The organism is Nocardia mexicana NBRC 108244 (genome assembly GCF_001613165.1).
GTDB classification, from domain to species: Bacteria; Actinomycetota; Actinomycetes; order Mycobacteriales; family Mycobacteriaceae; genus Nocardia; species Nocardia mexicana.
This window is the reverse complement of sequence record NZ_BDBV01000032.1, coordinates 1-25692: the sequence shown is the minus strand read 5'-3', so window position 1 is coordinate 25692 and position 25692 is coordinate 1. Positions and strand designations below refer to the sequence as shown.

Below are 25692 nucleotides of genomic sequence, written 5' to 3'. Positions count from 1 at the left end.
ACCCTTCTCCTCGACTACCCGAGTCCCGCCAGTTTGTGGACCTGGTCCCGGGTGGCCGGGTACAGCTCGAGCCACGTCTTGTACAGGTCGTCGTACAGTTCGCGGTTGGCCGGGTTCGGGGGGACCTCGCGGGCGATCCGGGCCCAATCCGTCTCGGGGGCAACGAGTCCGACGCCGATGGCGGCGAGCAAGGCGTCTCCGTAGCTGGCGCCGATGGCCTGTTCGGGCAGCAGCTGGGTCAGGCCGGTGATATCGCTGAGGGCCTGGGTCCAGACCGGGCTGCGCAGCCCGCCCCCGACGCCGACCGCGCGGGTGACCGGCGAATCGGCGTCGTCGAACATCTCCAGGATCTGGCGGATCCCGAACGAAATCCCCTCGTACGACGCGCGGAACAGATGCCCGCGCCCGTGCCGCAGGGTCAGCCCGGCGACCACGCCGCGCGCGTCCGGATCGAACACCGGCGTGCGCTCGCCCGCGAGGTAGGGCAGCACCACCAGCCCCTCGGACCCCGGCGGCACCGCCGACGCCTCGGCCATCAGCTCGTCGAAAGGCGCACCGCCGGTGACCTTCTGCAGCCACTGGGTCAGGCTGCCCGCGGTCGACGTACCCGCGGCGAGCGCGAAGGTGCCCTCCTCGACGCCCGTCGTCGTCCACAGCGCCGGGTTGGTGTGGAACTTCTCCAGCACCTGCACCAGGAACATCGTCGAGCCGTACATCAGCATCAGGTCGCCGGGCTGGCGGACGCCCACGCTGAACGCCTCGGAATACGCGTCCACGGTGCCCGCCGCGACCGGCGTACCGGCCGGAATCCCGGTCTGCGCGGCCGCTTCCGCGTGCACGGTTCCGACCACCTCGGACGGCCACGCCAGCCGCGGCAGCGGCAACCCGCCCAGGATCCGCCCGGCCCACTCGGCATTCCAGTCGAAGTCGCGGATCGCGTACAGCGGATCGCACTGACTCGCCGTGTGATGGTCCTGAATGTATTCGCCGGTCAGTTTGGCGACGACGAAGGAGTTCGAGCCGTACCAGCGGCGGGCGCGCGCGAACACCTCGGGTTCGTTCGCACGGACCCACTCGATCTTGGGCCCGACCGCCTGGCTGGACAGCGATTTGCCCGCGCGCCGCAGGATCTCGTCGGCGCCGAACAGCTCTGTGAGAGAGACGATCTCGGCCGAGGCCCGCGAGTCGATGCCGTACAGGATGGCCGGGCGCACCGGGTCGAGGTCGTCGTCGCACAGCACCAGGCACGGGCCGACGCCGCTGACGCACATGCCCGCGATCCGCGCTCCCGGCGGCGCGGCCGCGACCAGCGCCCGGCTGATCTCGCACACCTCGCTCCACCACATCCCGACCGGATCGACCTCGGCCCAGCCCGGCCGCGGCAGCGATATCTCGTGCGAGACCTGATGTTCGGCGACCACGACCCCGTCCGGCCGGACGAGAACCCCCTTGCTACTCCCCGTCCCGAGATCAATTCCAACCAGCACATCCACGAGCGTCAGCGTAAGCGCTGGGTCAGGTCTCGCGGGCCGGTCCGCGACAATCTCGTCACGATGCGCCCGGCCGATCGCGTGTGCCGGGTCACGCCGCACGGCCCGGCCTTCGCCTGAATGTCAGCCGATCGGCTCCGCCATCGCCACCGTGCGGTAGGCGCAGGCAAGCGTGTCCCCGGTGGCCGGATCGGTCATCTCCACCCGCCACGAATCGCCGAACTGGTCGACCCCGGGCAGCATCGAGATGGTTCCCGAGATCAGCACCGTGCCCGGCTTGTCCTCGCCGCGGGCGGCCAGCACGTCGAGCCAGTAGGCCGGGGCGAGCAGGTCGCCGAGCGTGCCCTCCTGGATGAGCCGGACCGAATCACCATGTCCCACCCAGGCTTTCAGCGTGATGTCGTCGAGACGGTCGGCGACCTCGGACAGCCGCCACGCCCGGGTCCCGAGCACGTCGGGTCCGGCGTTCTTGCTCCAGGCCACCCCGTGCACCTCCAGCGCCCGGTCGGTGTGATCGCACGCGACGGTGAGCAGCACGTCGTGGGACGTGATGATCAGCGCCCACTCGGCCTCGCCCGAGGTGCGCCCGTGCTGCACGAAGACCTCGTCCGCCTGCTGAGCCAGGTACGGCGAGATCGGATAGAGCGCCGGGGTGGTGCTCGGCGCGGGAACTCCCAGCTCCGCCAGCTCGGCGATGTGCGCGGCGACCTCGTCCTGATTGCGACCGGCGTATCCGGCGTTGAGGACGGCGGTGACGTCCACGGTCTCGGTCGTGCCGTCCGGCAGGTCGAAGCTGAGCTGAGTCATCCGGAATCCTCCTGAAGCTGGTTCCCGCCCCCGGAAATCAACTGTTTACGGCCGAGGGCTTGCGCATATGTCTTGTATACAGCAAGTATATGTGTCGTACAACGGTCGGCGTGATCGGGAGCACACCCCGCCCCCGCGCCGGTGCTGTTCGATTTCGCAAGGAGCACCATGTCGGTTCATACTTCGGTGATCACCGAGCCGAACACCCCGCCCGTGCGCCGCAAGGCCCTGATCAGGGCCTTCTCCGCGAGCCTCACCGGCACCGCCCTGGAGTGGTACGACTTCGCCGTCTACTCCACCGCGGCGGCGCTGGTTTTCCCGCAGGTCTTCTTCCCCGGCGAGGATCCACTGACCGGGACGATCCTGGCGTTCTCCACCTACGCCGTCGGTTACGTCTCGCGCCCGGTGGGCGGATTCGTCTTCGGCAGGCTCGGCGACATCCTCGGCCGCAAGCAGTTGCTGATCATGACGCTGCTGCTGATCGGTGCGACCACATTCGCGATCGGCCTGATCCCCAGCCACGCGACGATCGGGATCGCGGCGCCGATCATCCTGGTCACGCTGCGTTTCGCCCAGGGCGTCGCGGTCGGCGGAGAGTGGGGCGGGGCGGTGCTGCTGTCGAGCGAGTACGGCGACCCGCGCCGACGCGGGTTCTGGGCCTCCGCCGCGCAGATCGGGCCGCCCGCCGGAAACCTGCTCGCCAACGGCGCACTCGCCCTGCTGACGGTCGCGATGAGCGAGGCGGCGTTCGAGGCCTGGGGGTGGCGGATCGCCTTCCTCGCCTCCGCGGTGCTGGTGGCATTCGGCCTCTGGATCCGGCTGCGGCTGGAGGACACCCCGATCTTCCAGGCGCTACAGCAGTCCGGCGACCGACCCGAGGCCCCGATCAGCGAGGTGGTGCGGACGCAGACACGCCGCCTGATCGCCGCCGTGCTCGCGCGCCTGGCGCCGGACGTCGTGTACGCCCTGTTCACCGTCTTCACCATCACCTACGGCACCAACCGGCTCGATTTCGAGCGCAGCGACGTGCTGATCGCGGTCCTCATCGCCTCGGCGTTCCAGCTGGTCACGATCCCGCTCGCCGGCGCCGTCTCCGACCGGATCAATCGCCGCCTGGTCTACGCCGTCGCGGCGGGCGGGGCGCTGGTGTGGACGCTCGTGTTCTTCCCGATGATCGGCGCGAGCTCGCACCTGATGCTCATCCTCGGCATCACGGTCGGGCTGACCTTCCACTCGTTCATGTACGGGCCGCAGGCCGCGTTCATCACCGAGCAGTTCCCCGTGCGGCTGCGCTCCACGGGGTGCTCACTCGCCTACACCATCGGCGGGGTGTTCGGCGGGGCGCTGGCGCCGCTGATCTTCACCACGCTGCTCAGCAGTTTCGACAGCTGGGTGCCGCTGACCGGGTATCTGCTCGTCGTCACCGCGCTCACGCTGGGCGGGCTGGCGCTCGGCTCCGATCCGGACAACGCCGAGGACGAGCACTACGCCGAGCTCTCCCAGAACCTCACGCGCGCAACAGAATCTGCAGTGTGATCTCGAGATGCTCGTCGATCTTCGCGTGCGCCAGGGGTTCGTCGCCGTTGTCGAGAGCGTCGACGATCTCCTGATGCTCGCAGCACACCCGCTGCTGGCGGTTCGCGGTGGCGAACAGCGCCGCCAGGCCGACCCGCAGCTGCCGCGCGCGCAGGCCCGCGTAGGTGCTCGACAGCAGCTCGCTGCCCGCGGAGTCGACGAGGATCTGATGGAATCTCGAGTCCCACGCGATGAATTCGCGCGCCGAGACCTCGTCGTCGGCGTCGGCGAGGGACTCCTGTTCGGTCAGCGCCGCCCGCATCGCGGCGACCGGCGCATGACCTTCGGCGAGTGCGCGGCTGGCCGCGTGCCGCTCCAGTACCCCGCGCAGGTCCATCAGCTCGGCGATCTGACGGCCCGACATCGCGGGCACGTGGGCGCCGCGCTTGGGCACCATCTCGACGAGCCCCTCGGCCTGCAGCATCAGCAGCGCCTCGCGCACCGGTGTCCGCGATACGCCGATGCTGGTCGCGAGTTCCTGCTCGTTCAGGAACGTGCCGGTGGCCGGCAGCGCCGTCAGCACCTGATCCTTGACGTAGTTGTACGCCTTCTCCCGCCCCGACAGGACCGGCACGGAGTCGTTTTTCGGCATACAGAATGTATACACCAGGAGGGAACGAAATCATGCTCACCAGAATCGGTCTGGCCCAGGTCACCAGCGCGGTGGACCCGGAACAGAACCTCGCCGCCCTCGAGACGTACACGGCCCGCGCGGCGGCGGCCGGGGCGCGGCTGGTGGTGTTTCCCGAGGCGATGATGCGTTGCTTCGGCGGCGGCTCGCTCGCCGAGGTGGCCCAGCCCGTCGACGGGCCGTGGGCCGAGGCGGTCCGGCTGATCGCCGAGCGGGCGGGCATCACCGTGGCGGCCGGGATGTTCAGCCCCGACGGTGACCGGGTGCGCAATACGCTGCTGGTCACCGGGGGCGGGGTCGATGCCCACTACGACAAGATCCATCTCTACGACGCGTTCGGCTACACCGAATCCGATACCGTCGCGCCGGGCGACAAGCCGCTCGTGCTCGATATCGACGGCACCCGTGTGGGTTTCACGACCTGCTACGACCTGCGATTCCCCGGCCTGTTCCAGGCGCTGGCCGACGACGGCGCCGACCTGATCGTCGTCGCGGCCTCGTGGGGCGACGGCCCGGGCAAGGCCGACCAGTGGCAGTTGCTCGCCCGCGCCCGGGCCCTCGACTCCACCACCTTCGTCGCCGCCTGCGACCAGGCCCGCCCCACCACCGACAGCGACTCCCCCGCCCCGCGCGGCGTGGGCCACAGCCTCGTGGTCGCCCCCGACGGCCAGATCGTCGCTGCCCTGGGCGCGGAGCCCGACCTGCTGATCACCGATATCGATCCAGGCCGGGTACAGGCGGTGCGGCGGACGCTCCCGGTCCTCGCCAACCGAAAGTACTGAGCCGCAACGGATCAGCCGACTCGGACCAGTTGTTTGCCGAGGTTGTGGCCTCGGAACAGGCCCCGCAGGGCCGCCGGGGCCGCTTCCAGGCCGTCGCTGATCTGTTCCGCGACAAGCAGTTTCCCCGCGGTGTGCCAGCCGAGCAGGCGGCCGAATGCCTCGGGGAAGCGCTCGGCGTAGTCCAGGAAGATGAAGCCCTCCATGCGCGCGCGTTTGAGGGCGATCTGCATGTAGTTGCGCGGTCCGGTCGGCGGGACGGTGCCGTCGTATCCGGACGCGATGGCTCCGCACAGCACGATTCGCGCGCGCTCGGCGAGATGGTCCAGGCCGCATTCGAGCACCGCGCCGCCCACACAATCGAAGAAGACGTCCACCCCCTGCGGCGCCAGCTCGGTCAATCGCGCCCCGATATCGTCGTTCCGGTAGTCGATCGCGGCGTCGAATCCGGCCTTACCGGTCACCCAGTCGCATTTCTCCGGCCCGCCCGCGATCCCGATCACCGTGCAGCCCAGCGCCTTCGCGATCTGACCGGCCAGGGATCCGGTCGCTCCGGCTGCCGCCGAGACGAGCACGGTCTCTCCGGCCCGGGCCCGCCCGATATCGGTGATACCGAAATACGCTGTCAGCCCGGTCGTTCCGAACAGGCTCAGCATCAGCCTCGGTTCGATACCGGGCGGCACCGCGTTGAGCCCGAACAGTCCCTGCTCCGAGGCGACGGCGTAGTCCTGCCACCCGACCATCCCCGCCACCCGGCAGCCCACGGGATAGGCCGCGGAATTCGACGCGATCACCTCGCCGACGCCGCTGCCCCGCATGACGGCACCCAGCGGGACCGGCTCGAGGTAGTTGTCGCCCGCGTTCAACCAGCCCCGTTGCGTGGGGTCGATCCCGAGCCACTCCACCCGCACCAGCGCTTCGCCGGGCGCGAGATCCGCCGTCGGCACCTCCCGCAATTCGAAATCACTGTCCCGCAACTCGCCCTGCGGACGCCGCCGCAGCACCCATTGCCGATTGATCATCTTCCCCATCGGACGCACCGCATCATGCTAGGCCCACTGCCGCCCTACCTTTCGCGAAGCGTGACCCTCAGCCGTGCCAGGGCAACATGCATGATCGAGGCGACGGTCGCCTCCGAAACACCCTGGTCGGCGGCGATTTGGCGGACCGATTGCCTGCCGTAGTAGGCGGCGACAACCGTGCGCCGCTGATCGGCGGGCAATGCGGCGAGAGCCGCGCGGACCGGCTCATCGCCCGATTGGCCCTCATCGGCCGCAGGCTCCTTCGCGCGCGGCGGCGTCACCGGCCCTGTCGAGCGGTCGATACTGCCGGTTCGTCGCCGGAACGGACTGATCCGGGACGGCACACGGTGCGGTGGGTGGTCCGTATCTGGGCGATGGACATGCCGCGGCGACGGCGGATCAGGCCGCGCAGTGCGGCCGCACTGAGGTACCCGACCTGGGTTGCGACCGCATCCACGGTGAGCGAGGTGGTGCCGAGCAGGTGGGTTGCGCGCTCGAGCCGGATCTCGTCGACGAAGTCCATGGGTGACATTCCCAGCTCGCCCTGCAGCGTGCGTTGCAGGCTGCGCGCGGTGACCCCGAGGTGACGCGCCGCACGGGAGAGCTGGAACTGATCGGTGAGGTGACTGCGGACCCAGCGTTCGAATTCGGCGGTCAGAGAATCACCTCGGGCCACGACCTCGGGTATCGCGAAGTCCACCTGGTTACCGCGGTTGCCGACGGTCATGTATTTGGGAACGAGTTCGGCGAGTGTCGGACTCTGCGCGTGGATGAACGACAGCGCGAGGTCGATGTGGGCGAGTCCCGCACCGGCCGTGGTCACACGGTTGCCGCGACACAGGATTCGGCCTTCGTCCAGATCGGCGGCGGGATATCTGCGCCGGAACGCCGGGCCCAGCCACCAACTGGTCGTTGTGGGTGAACCGTTCAGCACTCCCGCCTCGGCCAGGTAGAACGTCGCGGCGCAGGCCGCCGCGACATGGACGCCGTGGCTGTGTGCCCGTCGAATCGCGTCGAGGATCGGCACACTCACCGGCGACGACACGAGTTCGATCAGCGGTTCGGGTTCCGTGATGTGCACCGACGGCACGATCATCAAATCGACGTCGTCGGGGAGGTCGCTCACCGGCGTCGTCGGGACGGTGAAGCCGTTGCTGGTCCGGGCGCTGTCGCCGACCGCGACGTACCGGATGTTCCAGGGCGGCGGGGCGGATTCCAGTTTCGAGCGCAATCGGTTCGCGGTATCGAAGGTATGGAGCAACGCGGCCAGACCGAAGTCGGCGACATCGTCGACGATGAGTACAGCGGCGTCCATGTTGCCCATGGTTGCACCGTCGGCCGCATTCGCGACGCCCGTGTCGCCGACCGTGCGTAATCTGTCGTTTCCGGTGCCTCCCCGGGCGTATGGGCCCGTTCTACGCTGTGCGGCGTTTGCGACTCTGCACAGGAAGGCGCTCGATGAGCAAGGCTGTCTCAACAGCGAAAACCGATCCCGTCGTGATCGTCGGCATCGGTGTCGAAGCTCCCGGAGGGATCGATCATCCGCTCTCGTACTGGAAGGCCCTCGAGGGCGAGCGAGAACTTATCGGGCCGTTTCCTCGGGACCGAGGATGGCCGGTCGACACAATAGTTTCGACCGAAACGGACATACCCGGCACGGTGCCGGATGCCGGTGGCTTCCTGTCGCACGCAACGATGTTCGATCCGGAATTCTTCGGCATCAAGATTTCCGAAGCACGTGTCGCGATGGACCCGCAACAGTGGGTCGCATTGCGAGTCGCTTGGCGCGCGTTGGAACACTCGGGGGTCAATCCGGCGGACCAGCGCGGGGCATCGGCGGGGTGCTATTTCGGCGTTTCCTACACCGAACATCAAGGACGCTCCGGAATGACACCGGCCGGAGTGTCCGGGCGGATATCCCATTGTCTGGGGCTGGACGGTCCGTCGATGAGCGTGGATACCGCGTGCTCGTCCGGGCTGTCCGCGGTCCATCTGGCCGCCGCGGCGGTCCGGGACGGCGAGTGCGACTGGGCGCTGGCGGGCGCGGTCTGCGTCATGGGGCAACCATCGGTATTCACGGAGTCGGCAATGGTTCTGGGGCTCTCGCCCGACGGTCGTTGCCGACCGTTTTCCGACGACGCCTGCGGCACGGTGTGGGCGGAAGGAGCGGGCGTCGTCGTCCTGGAGCTCGAGTCTCGTGCTCGTCGGCTCGGTCACCGAATCTATGGGCGGCTACTGGCCTCGCGCATCAACCACAACGGCGGCCGCCACCGCATAACCATGCCCGACGCCTGGGCACAAGAACGCTTGATCCGCCGCACGATCGCCGAATCCGGGATCCCGATGGAGTATCTCGGGCTCGTGGAAGGGCACGGCGCCGCTACTCGCGCAGGCGATCTCGCCGAATTGACCGCGCTGTGCAGTGTTTTCGGTCCGGGCGAAGCGACCACGGTCGGCCCGCTGCTCGGCTCGGTGAAGTCGAATCTCGGTCACGCGCAGGCGGCGGCGGGCATCCTCGGGCTGATCAAGGTGCTGCTCTGCGGCGTGCACGGACTGATCGCGCCGACACTCCACGTCGATCCCCCGACGACGGAATTCGACTGGACGAGAACCCGTCTCGCCTTCGCGTCCGCGCCGCAGCCCTGGAAACCGATCGACGGATTCCGATACGGCGCGGTGACATCGCTCGGAATCGCCGGCACCAATGCGCACGCGATCCTGGCCATGCCGGAACAGGAGGAGTAGATCCGGTATCGATAGTGGGAATCTACGATCGGCGGTAGGCGGCTCCCGGATGGTCCCGAGGCAGGAAAGGTCCACTGCCGCCGAGCCTTTCGCGGAGCGTGGACGGTGCCGAGGCTTCCGGGACGCGGCCGCGGCGGCGGAGTTCCGGCACCACCAGGCGGCCGAAGTCCTCGAAGGTGCCGGGTGTGGTGACGTAGGCCAGGTTGAAGCCGTCGATGTCGGCCTCGTCGACCCAGCGTTCGAGTTCGTCGGCGACCTCGCCCGGCGACCCCGTGACCACCGGGCCACGGCCGCCGATGCCGATCGTCCGCGCGAGTTCCCGGGGCGTCCAGGTGCGGTTCGGGTCGGCGGTGGTGAACGACGCCAAAGCCGAGCGGTTGGCGTCGGTTTCGACGTAGCGCAGCGGCTCGTCGGGATCCAGTTCCGACAGGTCGACCCCCGTCCAGCCGCCGAACAACGCGAACGCGCCCTCGGTGCTCACCAGGCGCTCGTACGACCGGAGCTTGTCGACGGCCCGCTCGCGGGTCTCCGCGACGATCGGCGTGAGCATCGTGAACACCTTGATGGAGCGGGGATCCCGGCCGAGTTCGGCCGCCGCGGCGCGCAAGGTACGGACCGGGCCGCGCACCACCTCCGGGGTCGGGCCGGAGACGAACACGGCTTCGGCGTGCGCGGCCGCGAACCGGATCCCCCGCGGTGAGGCTCCCGCCTGGAACAGCACCGGCGTCCGCTGCGGCGAGGGCTCGCTGAGATGCGGTCCGGGCACCGTGAAATGCCGCCCCTTGTGCTCGATGTCGTGCACCTTGGCCGGGTCGGTGTAGACGCCGCGCGCCGAATCCCGAACCACCGCATCGGATTCCCACGACGATTCCCACAGTTTGTAGCAGACCTCGAGATACTCGTCGGCGATCTCGTACCGTTCGTCGTGCGGAATCTGCCGGCCCAGACCGAGATTGCGGGCCGCACTGTCGAGATAGGAGGTCACGATGTTCCACGCCACCCGGCCGTCGGTGAGGTGATCCAGCGTCGATATGCGCCGGGCGAGCGCATAGGGCTGTTCGTAGGTCAGCGACAGGGTGAGGCCGAATCCGAGCGTCTCGGTCACCGCGGCCATCGCCGAGACCGCCATCGCCGGATCGTTGACCGGGAACTGGGCGGCGTCGGCGACCGCCGCATCACGTGATCCGCCATACACGTCGTACGCGCCGAGCACGTCGGCCAGGAACAGCGCGTCGAAGCCACCGGCCTCCAGGGTGCGGGCCAGTTCGGTCCAGTACGCGAGCTTCCGGTAGCGGTGGCCCTGGTCGTCGGGATGGCGCCACAGGCCCGCCGATTGGTGCCCGACGCAGGCCATATCGAAGGCGTTCAGGTAGATCCGGCTCATGATGCCTCTCCGATTCGGTCTCGATAGGTGTCGCGCGCCGACCAGGCCGCCGCGAACGTCAGTGCGGTCAGCACCGCGAAGTAGACGACGATCAGCCAGGGGTTTCCGCCGCCCGCGGTCAGCAGCGCGGCCGCGATCAGCGGGGCGAATCCGCCCGACAGCACGGCGCCGACGTGATAGCCGAGGGAGGCGCCGCTGTAGCGCACCCGGGTGGCGAACAGTTCCGCGAACCAGGCGGCCTGCGGCCCGTACATCGCGTCGTGGGCCACGTTCACGCCGACCACGATCGCCACGACCACCGCTGCCCGCGAACCGGTTTCGGCGGCGACGAAGAACAGCGCCAGCGCCACCAGCCCGCCGACCGCACCGAACAGATACGGGGGCCTGCGGCCCACCCGGTCCGAGATCCTGGCCCATATCGGCGTGCTGACCAGGCCGAGCACCGACGAGAGCAGCACCGCGAACAGGCCGACCGAGTTGCCCTTGCCGAACTCGTCCTGCAGGTAGCTCAGCGAGTAGGTGGTGAGCAGCACGAACAGGGAGATCTGCGATAACCGTAATCCGATGGTCAGCAGCACATTTCGCGGTTGTTCGCGCAGCACTTCGACGACGGGGAGGCGGGCGATATCCCCCTGCTCCCGCAGCTTGCCGAAGACCTCGGCATCGGTGAGGCGCACTCGGATCAGCAGCCCGACAACCACGAGCACGACGCTCAGCAGGAACGGAATCCGCCATCCCCCAGCGAGAAACGCCTCCTCGCCCAGCACGGCGCGCACCAGGTAGAAGACCGCCGTCGCCAGCAGCATCCCGGCGGGCGAACCGAGCTGCGTGAAGCTGCCGTACCACCCGCGCCGCCCCGGCGGTGCGTGCTCGACCGAAAGCAGCGCCGCACCACCCCATTCCGCGCCGACGGCCAGGCCCTGCAGCACCCGCAGCGTCGCCAGTAGCGCGGGTGCGAGCAGGCCCACCTGCGCGTAGGTCGGCAGCACGCCTATTGCGGCGGTGGTGATCCCCATCAGCAGCAGCGCGCCGACCAGAACGGCCTTGCGGCCCAGGCGATCTCCCAGATGACCCGAGATGACGGCGCCGAGGGGACGCGCGCCGAACCCGGCCGCATAGGTGGCGAACGAGGCCAGCGTTCCGGCGGTGGGCGAAATATTCGGGAAGAACAGCGGTTTGAACACCAGCGCCGCGGCGGTCGCGTACAGGTAGAAGTCGTACCACTCGATGGTCGTGCCGATCACGCTGCCCAAAGCCACTGATCGCGGCGGGGTTTCGGACGTGGACGACCCCGTCGCCCCATCGACCGGGCCGGCCGCGGGCGTCGGCGTCCGTTGGGTGAAGATCACGTCGGCGAACGCTAGGCAACACCGGGACGATCCACGAGGGTTACCGTCCTTCTGATTGGAACTACCGGATCGAGCCCCCAACCGCAGCACGATCACCCTGTTCGCACGAATAGTTTGTGCATTAACTATTGGCGCGGTAATGTACGGCCGCGGAGGTGATGGATGGCCGTCGAGAGGGACGATCCGCTGCGGCTGGACCGGCAGGTGTGTTTCGCGCTGGCCGTGGCCAACCGATCGGTGCTGGCCGTGTATCGGCCGCTGCTGGAACCCATGGGGCTCACGCATCCGCAGTACCTGGTGATGCTGGCCCTGTGGGGTGAGGCACCGATGTCGGTGCGGGCCATCGCCGACGCGGTGCAACTGGACTCCCCCACGCTGTCGCCGCTGCTCAAGCGGCTCGAGACCGCCGGGCTCATCACCCGCCGCCGCGACCCGCACGACGAACGCACCCTGCTGATCGATCTCACCGACGCCGGGCGGGCCCTGCGCCGCGACGCGGAGCGGATCCCGCCCGCGGTCGTGGAACGGCTCGGCGTGAGCCTCGCCGATCTCGAGGAGCTGCGCGACATCCTCACCCGGGTCAACGAGGCCGCTCGCCGCGCCGGACACGCGGCGGCCGCAGGCGCATGAACGCGGCCGAATACACCTGCGCCCCTCGCGATCCGGGCGCACGACGCAGGGAGTACAAGTGAGCAGGCAGACCCCGAATCCCATCCAGCGCGTGCGCTACATCTGCGGCGCGACACTGCCGCCCTCGATGCGGGAATGGGTGCTCGAGGACCTCACCGGAGCGGGCGCCGCGCGCCGCTACCTGGTGCGTTTCCTCATCCCCGTGCTACTCCCGCTGTGCCTGTTCCTGCTGGTCCCGGGGCCGCTGTGGATGGGCCTGTCGATGATGGCGCTGCTGTACATCCCGCTGATCTACTTCACCATCGCCCTGATGTACGTCTACCGCCGCCACCGCCTGAGCAAGCACGGCCTCGACCCCGCACTCGCCGACGTCCGCCAGCGCCGCCGCGCCGAGGCCGAGCACGCCGCCTACGAACAGCGGCACGGGCGGGGGTAATCCGAGCCGCTGCGCTCAGATGACACCGTGCAGGGGCGGCGGGGTGTCGTGCAACAGGGTGCGCCCGATGTGCTGATATTTCCAGCGCACCGGATCGTGCAGGGTGTGGGTGCGGGCGTTGCGCCAGAAATGGTGCAGGTTGAGATCTGCTGCGGCGCTGCGGGTTCCGCCGACCTCGAACAGGGCGGACGACACCTCGTTGGCGGCGCCGTCGGCAAGGATCTTGGCCGCCGCCACGGCCAGCGACGCTGCAGCCACGGGCTCGTCCACAGCCCTGACAGCGGCTCTGTCGGCAAGACCGGCCGATTCGTCGGCTGCCCGCCCGTACGGCTCGTCCGACACAAGGCGCCCTGCTCGATTCCGAGCAGCGCCCGACGCACCATCTCGGTCGGCGGGACGCGCCGGATCACGTTCGGACGACCGCGAATCCGCTGCGACCTCCGGGCCGGTCGTGGTACCCACGCCGGGCCCCGCACCGACGGCGCGATCGACAGCCGCCCCCGCCGCCGCCAAGGTCGCCTCGGCGGCCGTCACGGCGACAGCCAGTTCACCGAAGCGCTGGATCAGCAGCGGGTCGTCCACGGCGCGTTCCACTCCCGCCTCGAACCACGGGCGGCTCTTGGCGCGCACGAAATCCGTTGCGGCAGTGAGTGCCCCGCGGGCGATCCCGGCATCGACGGCGACGTGCAGCAGCTGTGCGAAGGCGCCGTAACCGGTCGGCGCGCGGACCGCGGGTGAGCGCGGGACCAGCTGCCCGGGCTCGACCACCACGCCGTCGAACGAGACGGTCCCGCTGCCGGTGGTGCGCTGCCCGATTCCGTTCCAGTCGTCGATGATTCGCACGCCGGGAGTTTCGGCGGGCAGGTACGCGATGTACTCGCCCGGCTCCAGGCCGCTGCTCTCCTCGGGGTCGTCGAGCCTGGTCAGTACGGCCAGTACATCCGCGAAAAGCGAACCGGTGCAATAGTATTTGACGCCGTCGATGCGTAGTCGGCCACCCGCCGGACGCACCGTGGTGCTGATCTCGGCGACGGTGGCGCCGGACCGCTCGGACTGGGCGTTGGCGATCCGCCCGCCGTCGAGGACCTGCCCGAGATACCGCCGCCGCTGGTCGGCGGATCCCGCCAGCCGCAACAGGTTCACGTAGACGAAGTGGCTGTGCGGAATCTGCGCGATATTCGGATCGGCCGCCGCCAGGATGCGCACCACCTCCGCCACCGCGCTCGGCGGCAGGTCGGGACCGCCCAGATGGGCCGGTACGGTGATCGCCAGCAGCCCGCTGGCCGCCAGTTCGTCGATCTCCCGGTGCGGCAGTTCACGATCGCGGTCGCGTCGTGCCGCCCCGGTCGCGAAACCGTCAGCCAAGCGCCGGGCCACCTCGTACGCATGCGCCGCCGAGGCGATCCGGTCGGCCGCGACGGCGGTCATCGGCCCGCGACCGCGGCCGGAATGGGTGGGGCCGGGGTGCGCGCGGCCTCCAGTTCCCGCACCAGCGGCAGCACCTTCGCGCCGAAGTACTCGATCTCCTCCTGGAAGTGCAGGAACCCGCCCAGGATCAGGTCGACCCCGAGATCGCGATAGGCGACGATGCGCTCCGCGATCTGCTCCGGGGTGCCGATCAGCTGGGTCCGGAAGCCGTCGTTGTATTGGACGAGATCCTCGAATGTGGAGTCGGCCCACATGCCGGTGCGGTCGCGGGTGGCGGCCCCGGCCTGCTGTACCGCGTCCCGGAAGCCTTCCACCGCAGGGCGGTTCGCCTTGTCGATGATCTCGCGGAGGGTGTCGCGCGCCTCCTTCTCGGTGTCGCGGGCGATGATGAATCCGTTCAGGCCGAACTTCACCTCGCGATCGTGGGCCCGGGCGACCGCGCGCAGATCGTCCAGTTGCTCGGTGACGCCGTCGAAATCCTTGCCGTTGGAGAAGTACCAGTCGGCGAAGCGGCCGCCGTTGCGGCGGGCGGCGGTGGAGTTACCGCCTTGGAACAGTTCGGGATTCGGCCGCCGCGCGGTGTTGAGCGGCTTCGGCTTCAGCGTGAAGTCGCGGATCCGATAGAAGTCGCCGCCGAAGTTCACCTCGTCCTCGGTCCAGATCCGGCGCAGCACCTCGAGGAATTCCGCGCTCCGGCGGTAGCGTTCGTCGTGTTCGAGCCACGGCTCTCCGAGGGCGGTGAATTCTCCTGCGAACCAACCGGATACGACATTGACCGCGAACCGTCCGCCCGACAGGTGATCCGCGGTGGCGCCGAACTTGGCCAGCACCGCCGGATGCCACAGTCCCGGATGCACCGCCGCGATGACCTTCAGCCGTTCGGTCGCGCCCAGCAGCGCGAGACTGAAGGAGGTGGACTCGTGCTGATACTCGGCCCCGTACGACGCGGTGTAGCGCACCTGCGACAGCGCGTACTCGAAGCCGTTGCGCTCCGCGGTCTGCGCCAGTTTCCTGTTGTATTCGAAGTCCCAGCTGGTCCGCTGCTCGATGTCACTGGTGACCAGTCCCCCGCTGACATTGGGCACCCAGTACGCGAACCGGATCTGCTCGGCGATGTTTTCGGTGGTCATACGCTGCTCCCGGCAATGGTCGGCGACCGGTGGTGACACACCGGGCGCGGCAACCTGCGCCCGGTGTGCGCCCCACTCCACCACCGGGCGCGGCGGCCTGCGAGGGTTTGAATCGGTCCGATCCGATCCCGGGAGGCAGCTGCCATCCCGCCCACCGTCCACCGTGCCGCTGCAGCGACTCGATATGCGGGCATTACGGCCGGGAAGCCGTGGGAGTGAGGTACGTAGAACGGGAGAACCGTCCGGCGGGCTCGAAGCGCGCCAGTAGTTCGGCGGCCGCCGTGCCCGTGACCGCGGTGATGTACTCGTCGGCCGCGTCCAAGGTTTCGATCCCGGCGAACGGCTGCGGCCGATGCAGCAGGCCCACCAGGGCCGAGGCGAAGCGCGGATCGACCGCGGCCGCGGAGAAGAACCTTCCGCCGATCTCGCCCAGCGCCGGATCGCTCAGGAACAGGCGGGTGACGTGTGCGGCGGCTTCCGCGCGCGCCGCCAGAAAACCGTTGTGCTGCGCGGTGATCCAGGCGCCGTCGAAGGCGCCCTCGTGGGCCGCGGCGGCAGCGACCAGCCGCTGCGCCTGGATGAGCCCGCTCTGTGCGCCCTGGCCCGCGATCGGGTCGTAGGCGACGGCCGTATCGCCGAGCGAGGCGACCGGGTGCCCGCCGGCGGTGTGCCCCAGCCCCGCCCGGAACACCGGCCGCACCGCGCCGCGCAGCCAGGAATGCTCGTCCTCCGCGATCACGCGGGTGGCGAGCACCTCGGGCAGATCCCAGTCCAGGTGGTCGCGGTAGAGGTCCACCACGATCCGGTGCGCGGATTCCGCGGATTCGGCTGCGGTGAAACGCTTTTCCCACTCGCTGCCGGGTTTCGCCCAGCCGAGGAAGGCCCAGCTCGGCCCGGCGTCCTTGTGCAGGTACGGCCCCCACCAACCCTCGCCCTGATCGCCGAGGATCGAGAAGCCGCTGCGCCCGCCGCCCGCGGGGCTGCGGTGCGCGAAGACATTCGCGTCGTGACCGAGCCCGGTGACGGTGAGCGTCAACAAGGTTCGCTGCGGGGCGTCGTACACCGTGCGCTCGTCGTCGATCGGGAACAGTTCGGACAGTCCGCCCTTGCCCGTGGCAACAAGCGTGAGATCGTGTGCGGCGGCAATGGAATCGAGCTTTTCCGGCGTCACGGCCTCGACGACGAAGCGGCCGCCGCGTTCCCGGAAGGCGGTCAGCCGTTCGTCGGCCTTCAACCGGGTGTCGACGGCGACGCCGCTGTAATCGTCGAAGGCGCCGTCGAATTCGATGAGTTCGGCGCGGTCGGGACCGGCGATACGGACGGTGAGCCCGCTGTGCAGCGGCGCCCGATCGGTATAGGTGGACAAGCCCAGCGCCGACTCGGCGGCCTGCGCCTCACCGAAGATCAGGGCGGTGCCGGTCGCGGGTACGTCGTCGCGCAGGGAACGCTGATCGCGATCGCTGTACACGGTGACATCGAACCCGGCGTCGAGCAGGCCGAGCGCCGCGGTGGCGCCGGTCTGGCCGGCGCCCACGATCGCGGCCGAGCGGGTGGAACCGGAGCGGGAATTCTGTGTCGTCATAACGGAATACTCCGTTGCGCACGAGCCGCTTTCGAGTGTTGCGATCAGCGGGAATCGATAGTCCTACGACCGGCCCGCGAGGGAAATGCCCGGCCTGGAGACCGCATCGGGCAGGGCGGTCGATCCCGGTCCGCCGAGTCGATACCGGGCGCCGCGATGCTCCTGCGGGAGTCGATCACCGGCACCGAACAACGCGTTGCGCAATGTTCCCGGCGCATACTCCGCCGGATACGCTCCGCGTTCGGTCAGCACCGGAACCACATGCCGCACAACGTCTTCGAAGGTTCCCGGCGTCACCGCGTAGGCGAGATTGAAGCCGTCCACGTCGGTGTCGTCCGCCCATTCCTGCAGCCGGTCGGCGATCGTCTGCCCCGATCCGACGAAGACGGGCCCCATCCCGCCGATCCCGGCCCACCGGCCGATATCGCGCACCGTCCATTCGCGGCCGTCGTCGTCGGCCTCCTGGAACGCGGCCACGGCCGACTGGATGGCGTTGCTCTCCACCTGCCCGATCGGATCGTCCAGGTCGTAGCGGGACAGGTCGATGCCCATCCACCCCGACATGAACACCAGCCCGCCCTCGACGCTGGCGTAGGACAGGTACTCCTCGTGCTTGCGCCGCGCCTCGGCGTCGGTGCCCGCGGTGACGATGGTGGACAGCGCGTACACGCGGGCGGCGTAACGATCGCGCCCGGCCTCCTGCAGCGCGTCGCGAATTCTCGACACCGTTTGTGCGAGCACTCGTTTCGACGGCGCGGCCACGAAGATGGCCTCCGCGTTCTCGGCCGCGAACCGGACCCCGCGCGGTGAGGCGCCCGCCTGGTAGATCACCGGGGTGCGCTGCGGGGACGGCTCCGACAGGTGCACGCCCGGAACGGTGTAGTGGCGGCCGCGGTGCCCGATGTGATGGACCTTCGACGGGTCCGCGTAAATGCCCCGGGCGGCATCGCGAATCACCGCGTCGTCCTCCCAGGAGCCCTCCCACAGCTTGTACAGCACCTCCAGGTACTCGTCGGCCTGGTTGTAGCGCTCGTCGTGGCCGAGCTGGTCGTCGGCGCCGAAATTGCGTGCGGCGGAGGGCAGATAGCCGGTCACCACGTTCCAGCCGATGCGGCCGTTGGTGAGGTGGTCCAGGGTGGACAGGCGGCGCGCGAACGGATACGGATGCTCGAATCCGGTACCCGTGGTGATACCGAACCCGAGATGCCTTGTCGCCGCGGCCATCGCCGAGACCAGCAGCAGCGGATCGGCCACCGGAATCTGGGCGCCGTGGCGCAGCGCGGCGGTGTCGTTGCCGCCGTACACGTCGTAGGTGCCCAGCACGTCGGCGATGAAGAGGCCGTCGAAACGCCCCTGTTCCAACAGGATTGCCAGATCCGTCCAATAGTTCAGGTCGGTGTACCGGTGCGACCGGTCGTCGGGATGGCGCCACAACCCCGGCGACTGGTGGGCGACGCAGTTCATATCGAAGGCGTTGAACCGAATTCGGCGCGTCACCGGGCACCTCCGGCGGTGGCGGCGCGTTCACCGGCGCTCCACGCGAACGGCAGTTCGGCGCCGTTGAGCAGGTGGTCGCCGATGGCGCGGGCCTTGTAGATCGCGGGATTGTGCACGGACACGGTGCGGGCATTGCGCCAGTGCCGGTCCAGCCGTAGCCGTTCCGAGGTCGCCGACGCGCCACCGACCTCGAACAGCAGGCTGGTCGCGGGCAACACCGTATCGATGATGCCAAGCTGCGCGCGAGCTGCGGCCAATTCCGCTGCCACCAGCGCCTTTTCGTCGCCGGCGCCGGCGTCCAGCACCTCGTCGAGAATGTCGGCGACCGCGAGCACGCTCGCCCGCGCGGTGAACGCCGCCGCGGACAGCCGGCCGATCACCTGCTGCACCAGCGGATCGTGGCGCGGCAGGTCGGCGGGCGCGTGGGTGTAGGTGCGGGTGCGCTGCGCGACCCATTCGCGGGCGTCGCGTTCGGCGCGCTGGGCGATGCCCGCGAGCACCGCCAGTTGTACCAATTGCAGATACGCGGTCGAATAGGTCGGTCCGGGCACACCGTAGCCGGGACCGAGTACGCGGTCGTCGGGCACCACCACATCGGTGAATTCCGTTGTGCCACTGGCCGTGAGCCGCTGACCGAACCCGTCCCAGTCGTCGTGCTGCCGCACGCCTTCCGCGTGGGCGTCGACGAGCACCCCGATCCGCTCGCCGTCCCGGTCGGCCGCCGCCAGGATGTGATCGGCGTACAGCGACCCGGTGCTGTAGTACTTGACCCCGTTCAGCAGCCAGCGGTCCCCGTCGCGGGTCAGGCGCGTGCGATACCGGTCGGCCGCACCGACACCCGGCTCGGAGATCGCATTGCCGACCAGCGCGCCGTCACCGGCCGCGCGCAGCCACCGCTCCCGCACCGGTCCGGGCTCGGCGAGCAGCTGATCCTCGACGAACGAGAAGTGCACCCGCAATGCCTGCGGGATATTGGATTCCGCCGCCGCCAGCTCGATGAGCAGCCGGAACAACTGCCGCACGCCGACGCCGTACCCGCCGAACTCCACGGGTACCCGTAGCGCGCCGAACCGGGCCTTGCGCAGCCTGTTCACCTCCTCGTACGGGAGTTGCCGATCGATCTCGCGGTCGACGGCGCCGGCGGCGATCTGTTCGAACAGCGGCGCGAAGATCTCGTCGAGTTCGCTGTCGGAGCGGGCGGGCACAGCGGTGGAGGTCATGCGCAGACGATCCCCCGACCGCCGACCTCATTCACCCCTTAAGCGCACCACGATCGAAACCACGCCTCGTCCCGTGCTGCTCACCGGCCTGGATTCGCGGCGGACTGGCTCGCGACCAGGCCCTCGACAGGCGGCCCCAGCGGTTCCAGTCGACGTGGCCGCCGTCTCAGCGCCCGGGCTGCCAGCGCCCCTGCGGCGACAACCGCCGCGGCGACGACGGTCGGCAGAATCATCGTGCCGCCCAGGTCCGCGGCACGGGCGATCGGGTTGGCGACTCCGAGTCGATCGAAGGCCCAGCCGAGGGCGGCGATGATCACCAGGAGGGAACCGCCGACACGGAGGACCGGCTGCGCCCGGGTGGTGGCCAGTACCAGCAGCGGCGGCAGGGCGAGCGCGACCAGCAGCAGCTGGACGGCCTCGATACCGAGATTGAACCCGAGCACGCTGAGCGCCAGCTGGCCGGTGGACAACTTCAGTTCGGCCAGGGTGAACGAGAACGCCATGCCGTGGACGAGCCCGAATGTCCCGGCCACGACGGCCTCCCGGCCCGGGAACAGCGGCCGGACGGCGTGCGCACCGCCCACCAGGATCGTCGCGGCGATGAGCGTCTCGACCGGGCGCGCGGGGATCTCCAGCCGACTCAGGGCGCTGACCACCAGCGCGACGGAATGCCCCACGGTGAATGCGATCGTGACAGCGAGGATGTGCCGCACGGCGCGCCGCCAGTCGTTGTCGGGATACCAGCGACCCGCCCTGGCTCTCAACACCGCCGGTAGCAGGAGGGTGAACAGAAACAGGAGGTGGTCGGTGCCCTCCAGGATGTGATGGACACCGAGCACCACCATCCCGGCGAATCCCCGCCACGCGCTGCCGTCGGTCAGATCCACCGACAGCGGCGGCACGGTCAGGGACTCGGCGTCGATACGGACGACACCGACCTGCCCGGCCTCGTTCCCGGCATCCACGCGCCCGGCGCCCCAGTCCTGCCGGACCGAGACCAGGGCGATATGCGTGACGACCTTGTGCACGACGGCGTCGTAGCCCAAGACGAAACGGCGCATATCGGCCCCGGCCGGCGGGGTCAGCGTCGCATGGACGACGAGTTCCCGGTACGAACCGGTGACCGACCGGTCCGCATAGTCCAGGCGCATATCGCCGATCTCGACGGTCCACGGGACGCCGTCCGGCGTGGCGGGCCGCATATGCTCGCGCAGGTAGCTCGCCAGCCCGGCGGAGGCGTCGGCCGACAGCTGCGGTCGCGTGTCGACATCTATACCGCTGGCCTCCGCGAGATCGGCCGTGGGGATCGACAATTCGGCTTCGATCGCCGATTCGCCCACATCGAGCAGCACGGTGGTGCCGGGCATCGGATGCGCCGATGCGGCAATCGGGTTGCACAGCACGACGACAACGACGCAGCCCAGCGCGACCAGCGCTCGCCGGAGGGTTCGTATCACCGGTCGATGATGCACAGCGCACGGGCATGCCCGAATCGGTCGATCAACCTATCTTTCGCGACGGCTCGCGTGCGGTTCAGGCGGGCAGCCCGACCAGCTTGGCGCTGTCGTTCCAGAGCGCTTGCGCCACTTCGGGTTTCCGGGCCAGTTCGGACGGTTCGATCCAGGTCAGCCGACCCCGGCGGAGGGCGGCGTAGGTCCGGCCGGGCGGGGGTGCGCTGCGGCCGAGGGCCAAGTCGGCCAACGTATTTCCCGCATCCGTCCGGGAGTTGAGGGTGGGGCTGAAGCGGCGCAGCGGCCACCCCAGGGGCGTGCCGAACAGCGACCAGGCCACCCGCAGGGGCAGCGACAGATCCTTGGCCAGCCCGGTGCCGAACACCTGGCCCGGGTCGTAGGCGATGACCGTGAGCCGCCCGCCCTGCGCGTCGGGATGCTCCGACAAGGACCGGACGACGAGTACGGCACACAGCTTGGAGGCGGTGTAGGCATGCTGGCCCGCCTTGCTCGCCCGGGAGTCCAGGTCCGGATCGCGATCCGGATGCGCCAGCAGTTGCGCGTCGGCGTGGCGCGGCGGCACCAGGCCGGCACCGGTGGCCGGATCGTGGGTGCCGCTGGTGGTCAGCACCACGATCGCGCGATCGGCCAGGACGGGCAGCAGCAGGCGCAGCAGCAGATAGTGCGCGAGGTGGTTGACGGCGAAGGTCGTCTCGAACCCCTCGGCGGTCCGGCCCGCGACATCGGGACGGATCATGCCGCCGTTGAGCACCAAGGCATCGATCATATTGTCGCCCAGCCGTTCCCGGGTCACCGCCGCGAACTCCCGGACCGAGTCGAGCTCGGACAGATCGACCGGTATCGGCTCGGGCCGGACCGTATCGGACGGTGGCACATCGGTCGGCGTCGCCTCGGGCACGAACGTCGCTCCGGCAGCGCCCGGACGACGCGCACCCAGGATCAGCCGGACCTCCCCCGCCTCCAGCATCCGCGTTGCGGCCACGGCCCCGAATCCCGAAGTGCCGCCGGTCATCACGATCGTTGACATGCCGCCTCCTCGGAAGCGCCGAACCGAGACGCACCCAGAGTACTCCGGCATGCAGCGCCGACCGGGACGATTGTGCGCCTCTCCCGGCGCGGAATCACCACGACATGACAGGCAAGTATCGACTTGCCTATACTGGCCTCGTGGACAACGACCTCGATACCGGCGAGGTGTTCAAGGCGCTGGCCGACAGCACGCGGCGGGTGATTCTCGACGAACTCGCCGAGCGCGACGGACAGACCCTGTTCGAGCTGTGCGGCAGACTGACCATGAAGCATCAACTGTCGTCCACACGGCAGGCCATCTCGCAGCACTTGGACGTGCTCGCCGCCGCCGGGCTGATCACCGCCCGCCGGGAGGGCCGGTACAAATTCCATCACCTGAATCGCGAACCACTGCGGAATCTCACCGACCGCTGGCTGAAGGAGTAGAACATGCGCATCAACGTGACCAGCGTGCTGGTCGACGACCAGGACAGGGCCCTGCGCTTCTATACCGAGGTGCTCGGTTTCGTGAAGAAGACCGACGTCCCGGTCGGGGAATACAAGTGGCTCACCGTCGTGTCCCCGCAGGATCCGGACGGCGTCGAACTGCTGCTCGAGCCCGACGGCCATCCCGCGGCGGGGCCGTTCAAACAGGCGCTGGTGGAGGACGGCATCCCGTACACCTCCTTCGCCGTCGACGACATCCAGGCCGAATACGAGCGGCTGTCCGGGCTGGGCGTGCAGTTCACCCAGCAGCCGCTCGACCACGGCGTCGTCGTCACCGCCGTCCTGGACGACACCTGCGGCAACCTCATCCAGATCGCCCAGCACAAGGCCTGACATTGTGAACTCTCACAAACATTCCCGCCGCTAGTGACGGCTCACAACCCCGCGTCACCGGGGTCCCGCCCTGGTCACAGAACCTTCATCGGTCGGTGTTTCGAACCGTGACCGAAGCGTTACCGTGAGGTGCTACGCGAATGCCGCGGCAGCGGAAGGGAATCGACGATGACGGCCATCAGCACCGCCCACCGGGACCTCACGATGTCGGGGCAGCCGGTCACCTCGCCGCTCAAGGACGTGCGGGCACTCGCGCGAAAGATGGTGGGCCACTTCGTCGATACGGTCGCACCGTGCCGGACGCTGCCCGGCGACGCGCTGCGCGGCGACATCACGGCCGTCACCCGCGCCTGCCTGGAGCTGGCCATCAGCATGCTCGACGGCACCGACGTCCCCGACAAGACGGCCCGGCTCGAGCACGCCGCCGCCAACTGGGCCCGCGAGGGGATCCCGATCGACACCATCCAGCACGCCCTGCACGAGGGCTTCAAGATCGGCTTCGATCTCATCCTCGACCGCGCCACCCCCGACGACATCGACAGCGTCAAGGGGGCGTCACGGCGGCTGCTCGACGTGCTCGACACCATCAACGCCACGGTGTCGCGCGCCTACGTTCGCGAATTGCGCGGCGTCGTGGGCGAACACCACACCGCAGTGCACACGCTCACCTCGGCCCTGCTCGCCGGGCATCCCACCTCGGTGATGGCCCGCGAATCCGGGATCGAGATCGCGGAGGCGTACCACGTTGTGGCCGTTGCGCTTCCGCAGCATCCCGACGAACGCAATCCGGCGATCAACGGGCAGGTGGTCGCGCGGCGCAAACTCCGCCGGGTGCAGGCGGCGCTGGCCGACCGCTGCGCCGATACCGCGCTGTCGCTGCTCAGCGTCGACGGCGGCACCCTGCTCATTCCCGCCGAGACGCTCGCCGACGGCGATCTCGACGAATTCGTGGCGTTCGTCTCCCGCAATGCGCAGGTGCCGGTCACCGCGGCCGTGGTCGACGCCGACGCCGCCGACATTCCCACGGCCGCCCGCCGCGCGCACGAGCTGCTCGACATGGTGCAGCGCCTGCAGTGCAGCCCCGGGCTGTACCGCTTCGACGAGCTCGCGCTCGAATACCAGCTCACCCGGCCGGGGCCGGGCCGCGAACACCTCGGCGCGCTGCTGGACGCGCTCGACACGCACCCCGAACTGCTCGACACCCTCCGCAGGCACATCGGCACCAACCTCAATCGCCAGCAGACCGCGCGGGCCCTGCACGTGCACACCAACACCGTCGACTACCGGCTCAAGCGCGTCGCCCAGCTGACCGGCCTCGACCCCACCCAACCGGCCGGGCTGTGGTACCTGCGCTCCGCCCTGGTCGCGAGCAGCTACCGCACCAATCGCTAACGGGCCGAAGAGTTTTCGGCGGGCCACCTTCAGGAAACCGACCCTTCGGCGATAGCGGTCAGCCGGTCGACCGACGCCTGCAACTTGTCGGCCGTGGTGGCGCGGGCGCGAACAAGGCGCTTCTCGTCGGTCAACTGCGACCAGTCGTAGGTGTGGGTGACCCGGGTGCGCGTGTCGTCCACCGGCTCGAGCTCCCAGCGCCACAGGTGCCCGGGCGGCTCGGCGCCGGGTTCCGAAGGCCGCCAGGCGATCCGGCGGCCCTCGTCGAACTCCACCACGTGGTTCTCCCGGACGTGACCGTTGGTCAGCGTCATGGTGAAGACGTCACCGACGGCTGTCGGCCGTTGTCCCGCAGCCGATTCCGCCAGATTGTCGTTGCCGTCCCAGCGCGGCTGCTGGGACGGGTCGGCGATCAGATCGAAGATCCGGTCCGCCCCGGCGGCGATTTCCCGGCTGGCAGTGACGATGTGCTGTTCCGCGGTCATACCCCGATCGAAGCATCCGGCCGCAGGGTGGCGCCACCCGGCCTGCGCGGACACCGTTCGCCGCTTCGCGGTCGAATTCGCCGTCTCGGACCGGATTGTGTCCGTCCGGGCCGGATCCGCGTACGGCTGGACCTGAGGCAGCCGAGTGTGCGGCGAGGATCACCGAGTGCGGGCCGCGAGTGCAGTCGTATGGTCATGACCTGGCCGCCGACGCGAACCTGACGCGGCAGTGCGGTTTCCCCGCCACGTTGGATTCCTGACAGCTCGTTCGACAGCGAAGGTGGATATGGACACACACGACGAGCAGACCACTCCCGGGCGTCGATACCGGCTGTTCCGCATAGCCCGGGTGAGCGAGCACGTGTGCTGGTGGGTGTTCGTGATCGCCACCGTGATGGCCGGAGGGGTGTATCGATTCGACTCCGGCGGGTGGCGCTTCGGAGCGGGAACCGGTTACGGGAGAGGCGATTTCGGCTGGGTCGCCTACAACGACCTGGCGGAATACCGCCACTACGCCGACTACGTCCTCACCGACGGCAGCTCCGATGTGCTGGTCTCCCCCGCCTTCTACGGCGCGCTCACGCTCGTCGCCGTCGTACTCGCGGCCGTCATCGAGGCGTTCACGGTGCGACGGATCCCCGCCGGACTGCTCACGGTCGGAGCACCGGTGATCGCCGCGGCCGGGATCACCTTCGCCACCTCCGGCGGCTGGAACGTCGACCTCAGCCCGATCCCCGCCCTGATACTCACCCTCGCGGCAGTCGCCGTCCGCGAGATTTGGGCCCGCGCA

General features: G+C 69.1%; 25 protein-coding genes. 9 read left to right on the top strand and 16 right to left on the bottom strand.

Features of this window, described 5'->3' with window-relative positions; genetic code table 11:
• Window positions 1-14: 14 nt before the first annotated feature.
• Window positions 15-1493: an FGGY-family carbohydrate kinase gene (locus NM1_RS13095; protein WP_068018920.1), complete on the bottom strand. Its 1479-nt coding sequence runs from the start codon at window positions 1491-1493 to the stop codon at window positions 15-17.
• 120 nt (window positions 1494-1613) lie between these two features.
• On the bottom strand, window positions 1614-2297 hold the full coding sequence (locus tag NM1_RS13090; protein WP_068018917.1) for a DUF2848 domain-containing protein: 684 nt from the start codon (window positions 2295-2297) through the stop codon (window positions 1614-1616).
• A gap of 168 nt (window positions 2298-2465) precedes the next feature.
• On the opposite strand from NM1_RS13090, the gene NM1_RS13085 reads away from it, so the two are divergent.
• Window positions 2466-3833, top strand: a complete 1368-nt coding sequence (locus tag NM1_RS13085) for an MFS transporter (RefSeq protein ID WP_068018914.1) — start codon at window positions 2466-2468, stop codon at window positions 3831-3833.
• On the opposite strand, the gene NM1_RS13080 is transcribed toward NM1_RS13085, so the two are convergent.
• Entirely contained in the window at window positions 3805-4464 is a 660-nt protein-coding gene (locus NM1_RS13080) for a GntR family transcriptional regulator (RefSeq protein ID WP_068018912.1), read from the bottom strand. The genes NM1_RS13085 and NM1_RS13080 overlap by 29 nt on opposite strands.
• A 32-nt stretch (window positions 4465-4496) precedes the next feature.
• Between NM1_RS13080 and NM1_RS13075 the strand changes: the two genes are divergently transcribed.
• A complete protein-coding gene (locus tag NM1_RS13075) occupies window positions 4497-5285 on the top strand; it encodes a carbon-nitrogen hydrolase family protein (RefSeq protein WP_068018910.1) in 789 nt (262 codons plus the stop codon).
• Between the two features lie 11 nt (window positions 5286-5296).
• Here the strand turns inward: NM1_RS13075 and NM1_RS13070 are convergent, their stop codons facing one another.
• The 3 genes from NM1_RS13070 to NM1_RS13060 are packed head-to-tail and all read right to left on the bottom strand — an operon-like array spanning window position 5297 to window position 7619.
• The gene (locus NM1_RS13070; RefSeq protein WP_068018907.1) at window positions 5297-6313 is read right to left on the bottom strand and encodes an NADP-dependent oxidoreductase; all 1017 of its coding nucleotides are present in this window, start codon (window positions 6311-6313) and stop codon (window positions 5297-5299) included.
• A 35-nt stretch (window positions 6314-6348) separates the two neighbouring features.
• Window positions 6349-6585, bottom strand: coding sequence for an RNA polymerase sigma factor (locus NM1_RS13065; RefSeq protein ID WP_068018904.1), 237 nt, complete (start codon window positions 6583-6585; stop codon window positions 6349-6351).
• Window positions 6582-7619: a GlxA family transcriptional regulator gene (locus tag NM1_RS13060; protein ID WP_068019080.1), complete on the bottom strand. Its 1038-nt coding sequence runs from the start codon at window positions 7617-7619 to the stop codon at window positions 6582-6584. Before NM1_RS13060 ends, NM1_RS13065 begins: the two co-directional genes overlap by 4 nt.
• Before the next feature lie 143 nt (window positions 7620-7762).
• Here NM1_RS13060 and NM1_RS13055 point away from each other — a divergent pair, with 143 nt between their 5' ends.
• Window positions 7763-9049, top strand: coding sequence for a beta-ketoacyl [acyl carrier protein] synthase domain-containing protein (locus NM1_RS13055; RefSeq protein ID WP_068018901.1), 1287 nt, complete (start codon window positions 7763-7765; stop codon window positions 9047-9049).
• 22 nt (window positions 9050-9071) lie between these two features.
• On the opposite strand, the gene NM1_RS13050 is transcribed toward NM1_RS13055, so the two are convergent.
• Both NM1_RS13050 and NM1_RS13045 read right to left on the bottom strand, forming a co-directional pair.
• Window positions 9072-10433, bottom strand: coding sequence for an LLM class flavin-dependent oxidoreductase (locus tag NM1_RS13050; protein ID WP_068018898.1), 1362 nt, complete (start codon window positions 10431-10433; stop codon window positions 9072-9074).
• Window positions 10430-11677, bottom strand: coding sequence for an MFS transporter (locus tag NM1_RS13045; protein WP_068019077.1), 1248 nt, complete (start codon window positions 11675-11677; stop codon window positions 10430-10432). Before NM1_RS13045 ends, NM1_RS13050 begins: the two co-directional genes overlap by 4 nt.
• Window positions 11678-11944: 267 nt before the next feature.
• Here NM1_RS13045 and NM1_RS13040 point away from each other — a divergent pair, with 267 nt between their 5' ends.
• Together NM1_RS13040 and NM1_RS13035 are read left to right on the top strand one after the other, a co-directional pair.
• Window positions 11945-12412: a MarR family winged helix-turn-helix transcriptional regulator gene (locus tag NM1_RS13040; RefSeq protein WP_068018896.1), complete on the top strand. Its 468-nt coding sequence runs from the start codon at window positions 11945-11947 to the stop codon at window positions 12410-12412.
• Between the two features lie 58 nt (window positions 12413-12470).
• The gene (locus tag NM1_RS13035; protein ID WP_068018893.1) at window positions 12471-12848 is read left to right on the top strand and encodes a DUF5313 family protein; all 378 of its coding nucleotides are present in this window, start codon (window positions 12471-12473) and stop codon (window positions 12846-12848) included.
• Window positions 12849-12863: 15 nt separating this feature from the next.
• Here the strand turns inward: NM1_RS13035 and NM1_RS13030 are convergent, their stop codons facing one another.
• The 7 genes from NM1_RS13030 to NM1_RS13000 form a co-directional block, all read right to left on the bottom strand.
• Window positions 12864-14276, bottom strand: coding sequence for an acyl-CoA dehydrogenase family protein (locus tag NM1_RS13030; RefSeq protein WP_084519535.1), 1413 nt, complete (start codon window positions 14274-14276; stop codon window positions 12864-12866).
• Window positions 14273-15406 (bottom strand): dimethylsulfone monooxygenase SfnG, encoded by a 1134-nt coding sequence (sfnG, locus tag NM1_RS13025; RefSeq protein WP_068018890.1) that lies wholly within the window; start codon window positions 15404-15406, stop codon window positions 14273-14275. The genes NM1_RS13030 and sfnG overlap by 4 nt, the downstream gene beginning before the upstream one ends.
• Window positions 15407-15599: 193 nt before the next feature.
• The gene (locus NM1_RS13020; protein WP_068018886.1) at window positions 15600-16988 is read right to left on the bottom strand and encodes a styrene monooxygenase/indole monooxygenase family protein; all 1389 of its coding nucleotides are present in this window, start codon (window positions 16986-16988) and stop codon (window positions 15600-15602) included.
• 63 nt (window positions 16989-17051) lie between these two features.
• On the bottom strand, window positions 17052-18485 hold the full coding sequence (locus NM1_RS13015) for an LLM class flavin-dependent oxidoreductase (RefSeq protein ID WP_068018883.1): 1434 nt from the start codon (window positions 18483-18485) through the stop codon (window positions 17052-17054).
• Window positions 18482-19705 carry an acyl-CoA dehydrogenase family protein gene (locus NM1_RS13010; protein WP_068018880.1) on the bottom strand — a complete coding sequence of 408 codons (1224 nt, stop codon included), beginning with the start codon at window positions 19703-19705 and terminating at the stop codon, window positions 18482-18484. Before NM1_RS13010 ends, NM1_RS13015 begins: the two co-directional genes overlap by 4 nt.
• 80 nt (window positions 19706-19785) lie before the next feature.
• A complete protein-coding gene (locus tag NM1_RS13005) occupies window positions 19786-21162 on the bottom strand; it encodes a HupE/UreJ family protein (protein WP_147289177.1) in 1377 nt (458 codons plus the stop codon).
• A 76-nt stretch (window positions 21163-21238) separates the two neighbouring features.
• A complete protein-coding gene (locus tag NM1_RS13000; protein WP_068018874.1) occupies window positions 21239-22204 on the bottom strand; it encodes an SDR family NAD(P)-dependent oxidoreductase in 966 nt (321 codons plus the stop codon).
• Between the two features lie 104 nt (window positions 22205-22308).
• On the opposite strand from NM1_RS13000, the gene NM1_RS12995 reads away from it, so the two are divergent.
• The 3 genes from NM1_RS12995 to NM1_RS12985 all read left to right on the top strand — a co-directional run bounded on the left by NM1_RS12995 (window position 22309) and on the right by NM1_RS12985 (window position 24417).
• Window positions 22309-22632, top strand: coding sequence for an ArsR/SmtB family transcription factor (locus NM1_RS12995; RefSeq protein WP_068018872.1), 324 nt, complete (start codon window positions 22309-22311; stop codon window positions 22630-22632).
• 3 nt (window positions 22633-22635) lie between these two features.
• Window positions 22636-23025, top strand: coding sequence for a VOC family protein (locus NM1_RS12990; RefSeq protein ID WP_068018868.1), 390 nt, complete (start codon window positions 22636-22638; stop codon window positions 23023-23025).
• 168 nt (window positions 23026-23193) lie between these two features.
• On the top strand, window positions 23194-24417 hold the full coding sequence (locus NM1_RS12985; protein WP_068018863.1) for a PucR family transcriptional regulator: 1224 nt from the start codon (window positions 23194-23196) through the stop codon (window positions 24415-24417).
• Between the two features lie 29 nt (window positions 24418-24446).
• Here NM1_RS12985 and NM1_RS12980 read toward each other — a convergent pair whose 3' ends face one another.
• Window positions 24447-24902 carry an SRPBCC family protein gene (locus tag NM1_RS12980; RefSeq protein ID WP_068018860.1) on the bottom strand — a complete coding sequence of 152 codons (456 nt, stop codon included), beginning with the start codon at window positions 24900-24902 and terminating at the stop codon, window positions 24447-24449.
• A 286-nt stretch (window positions 24903-25188) separates the two neighbouring features.
• Here NM1_RS12980 and NM1_RS12975 point away from each other — a divergent pair.
• Window positions 25189-25692 (top strand): hypothetical protein (locus tag NM1_RS12975; RefSeq protein WP_068018858.1); only part of this gene is annotated, 504 nt, incomplete at its 3' end.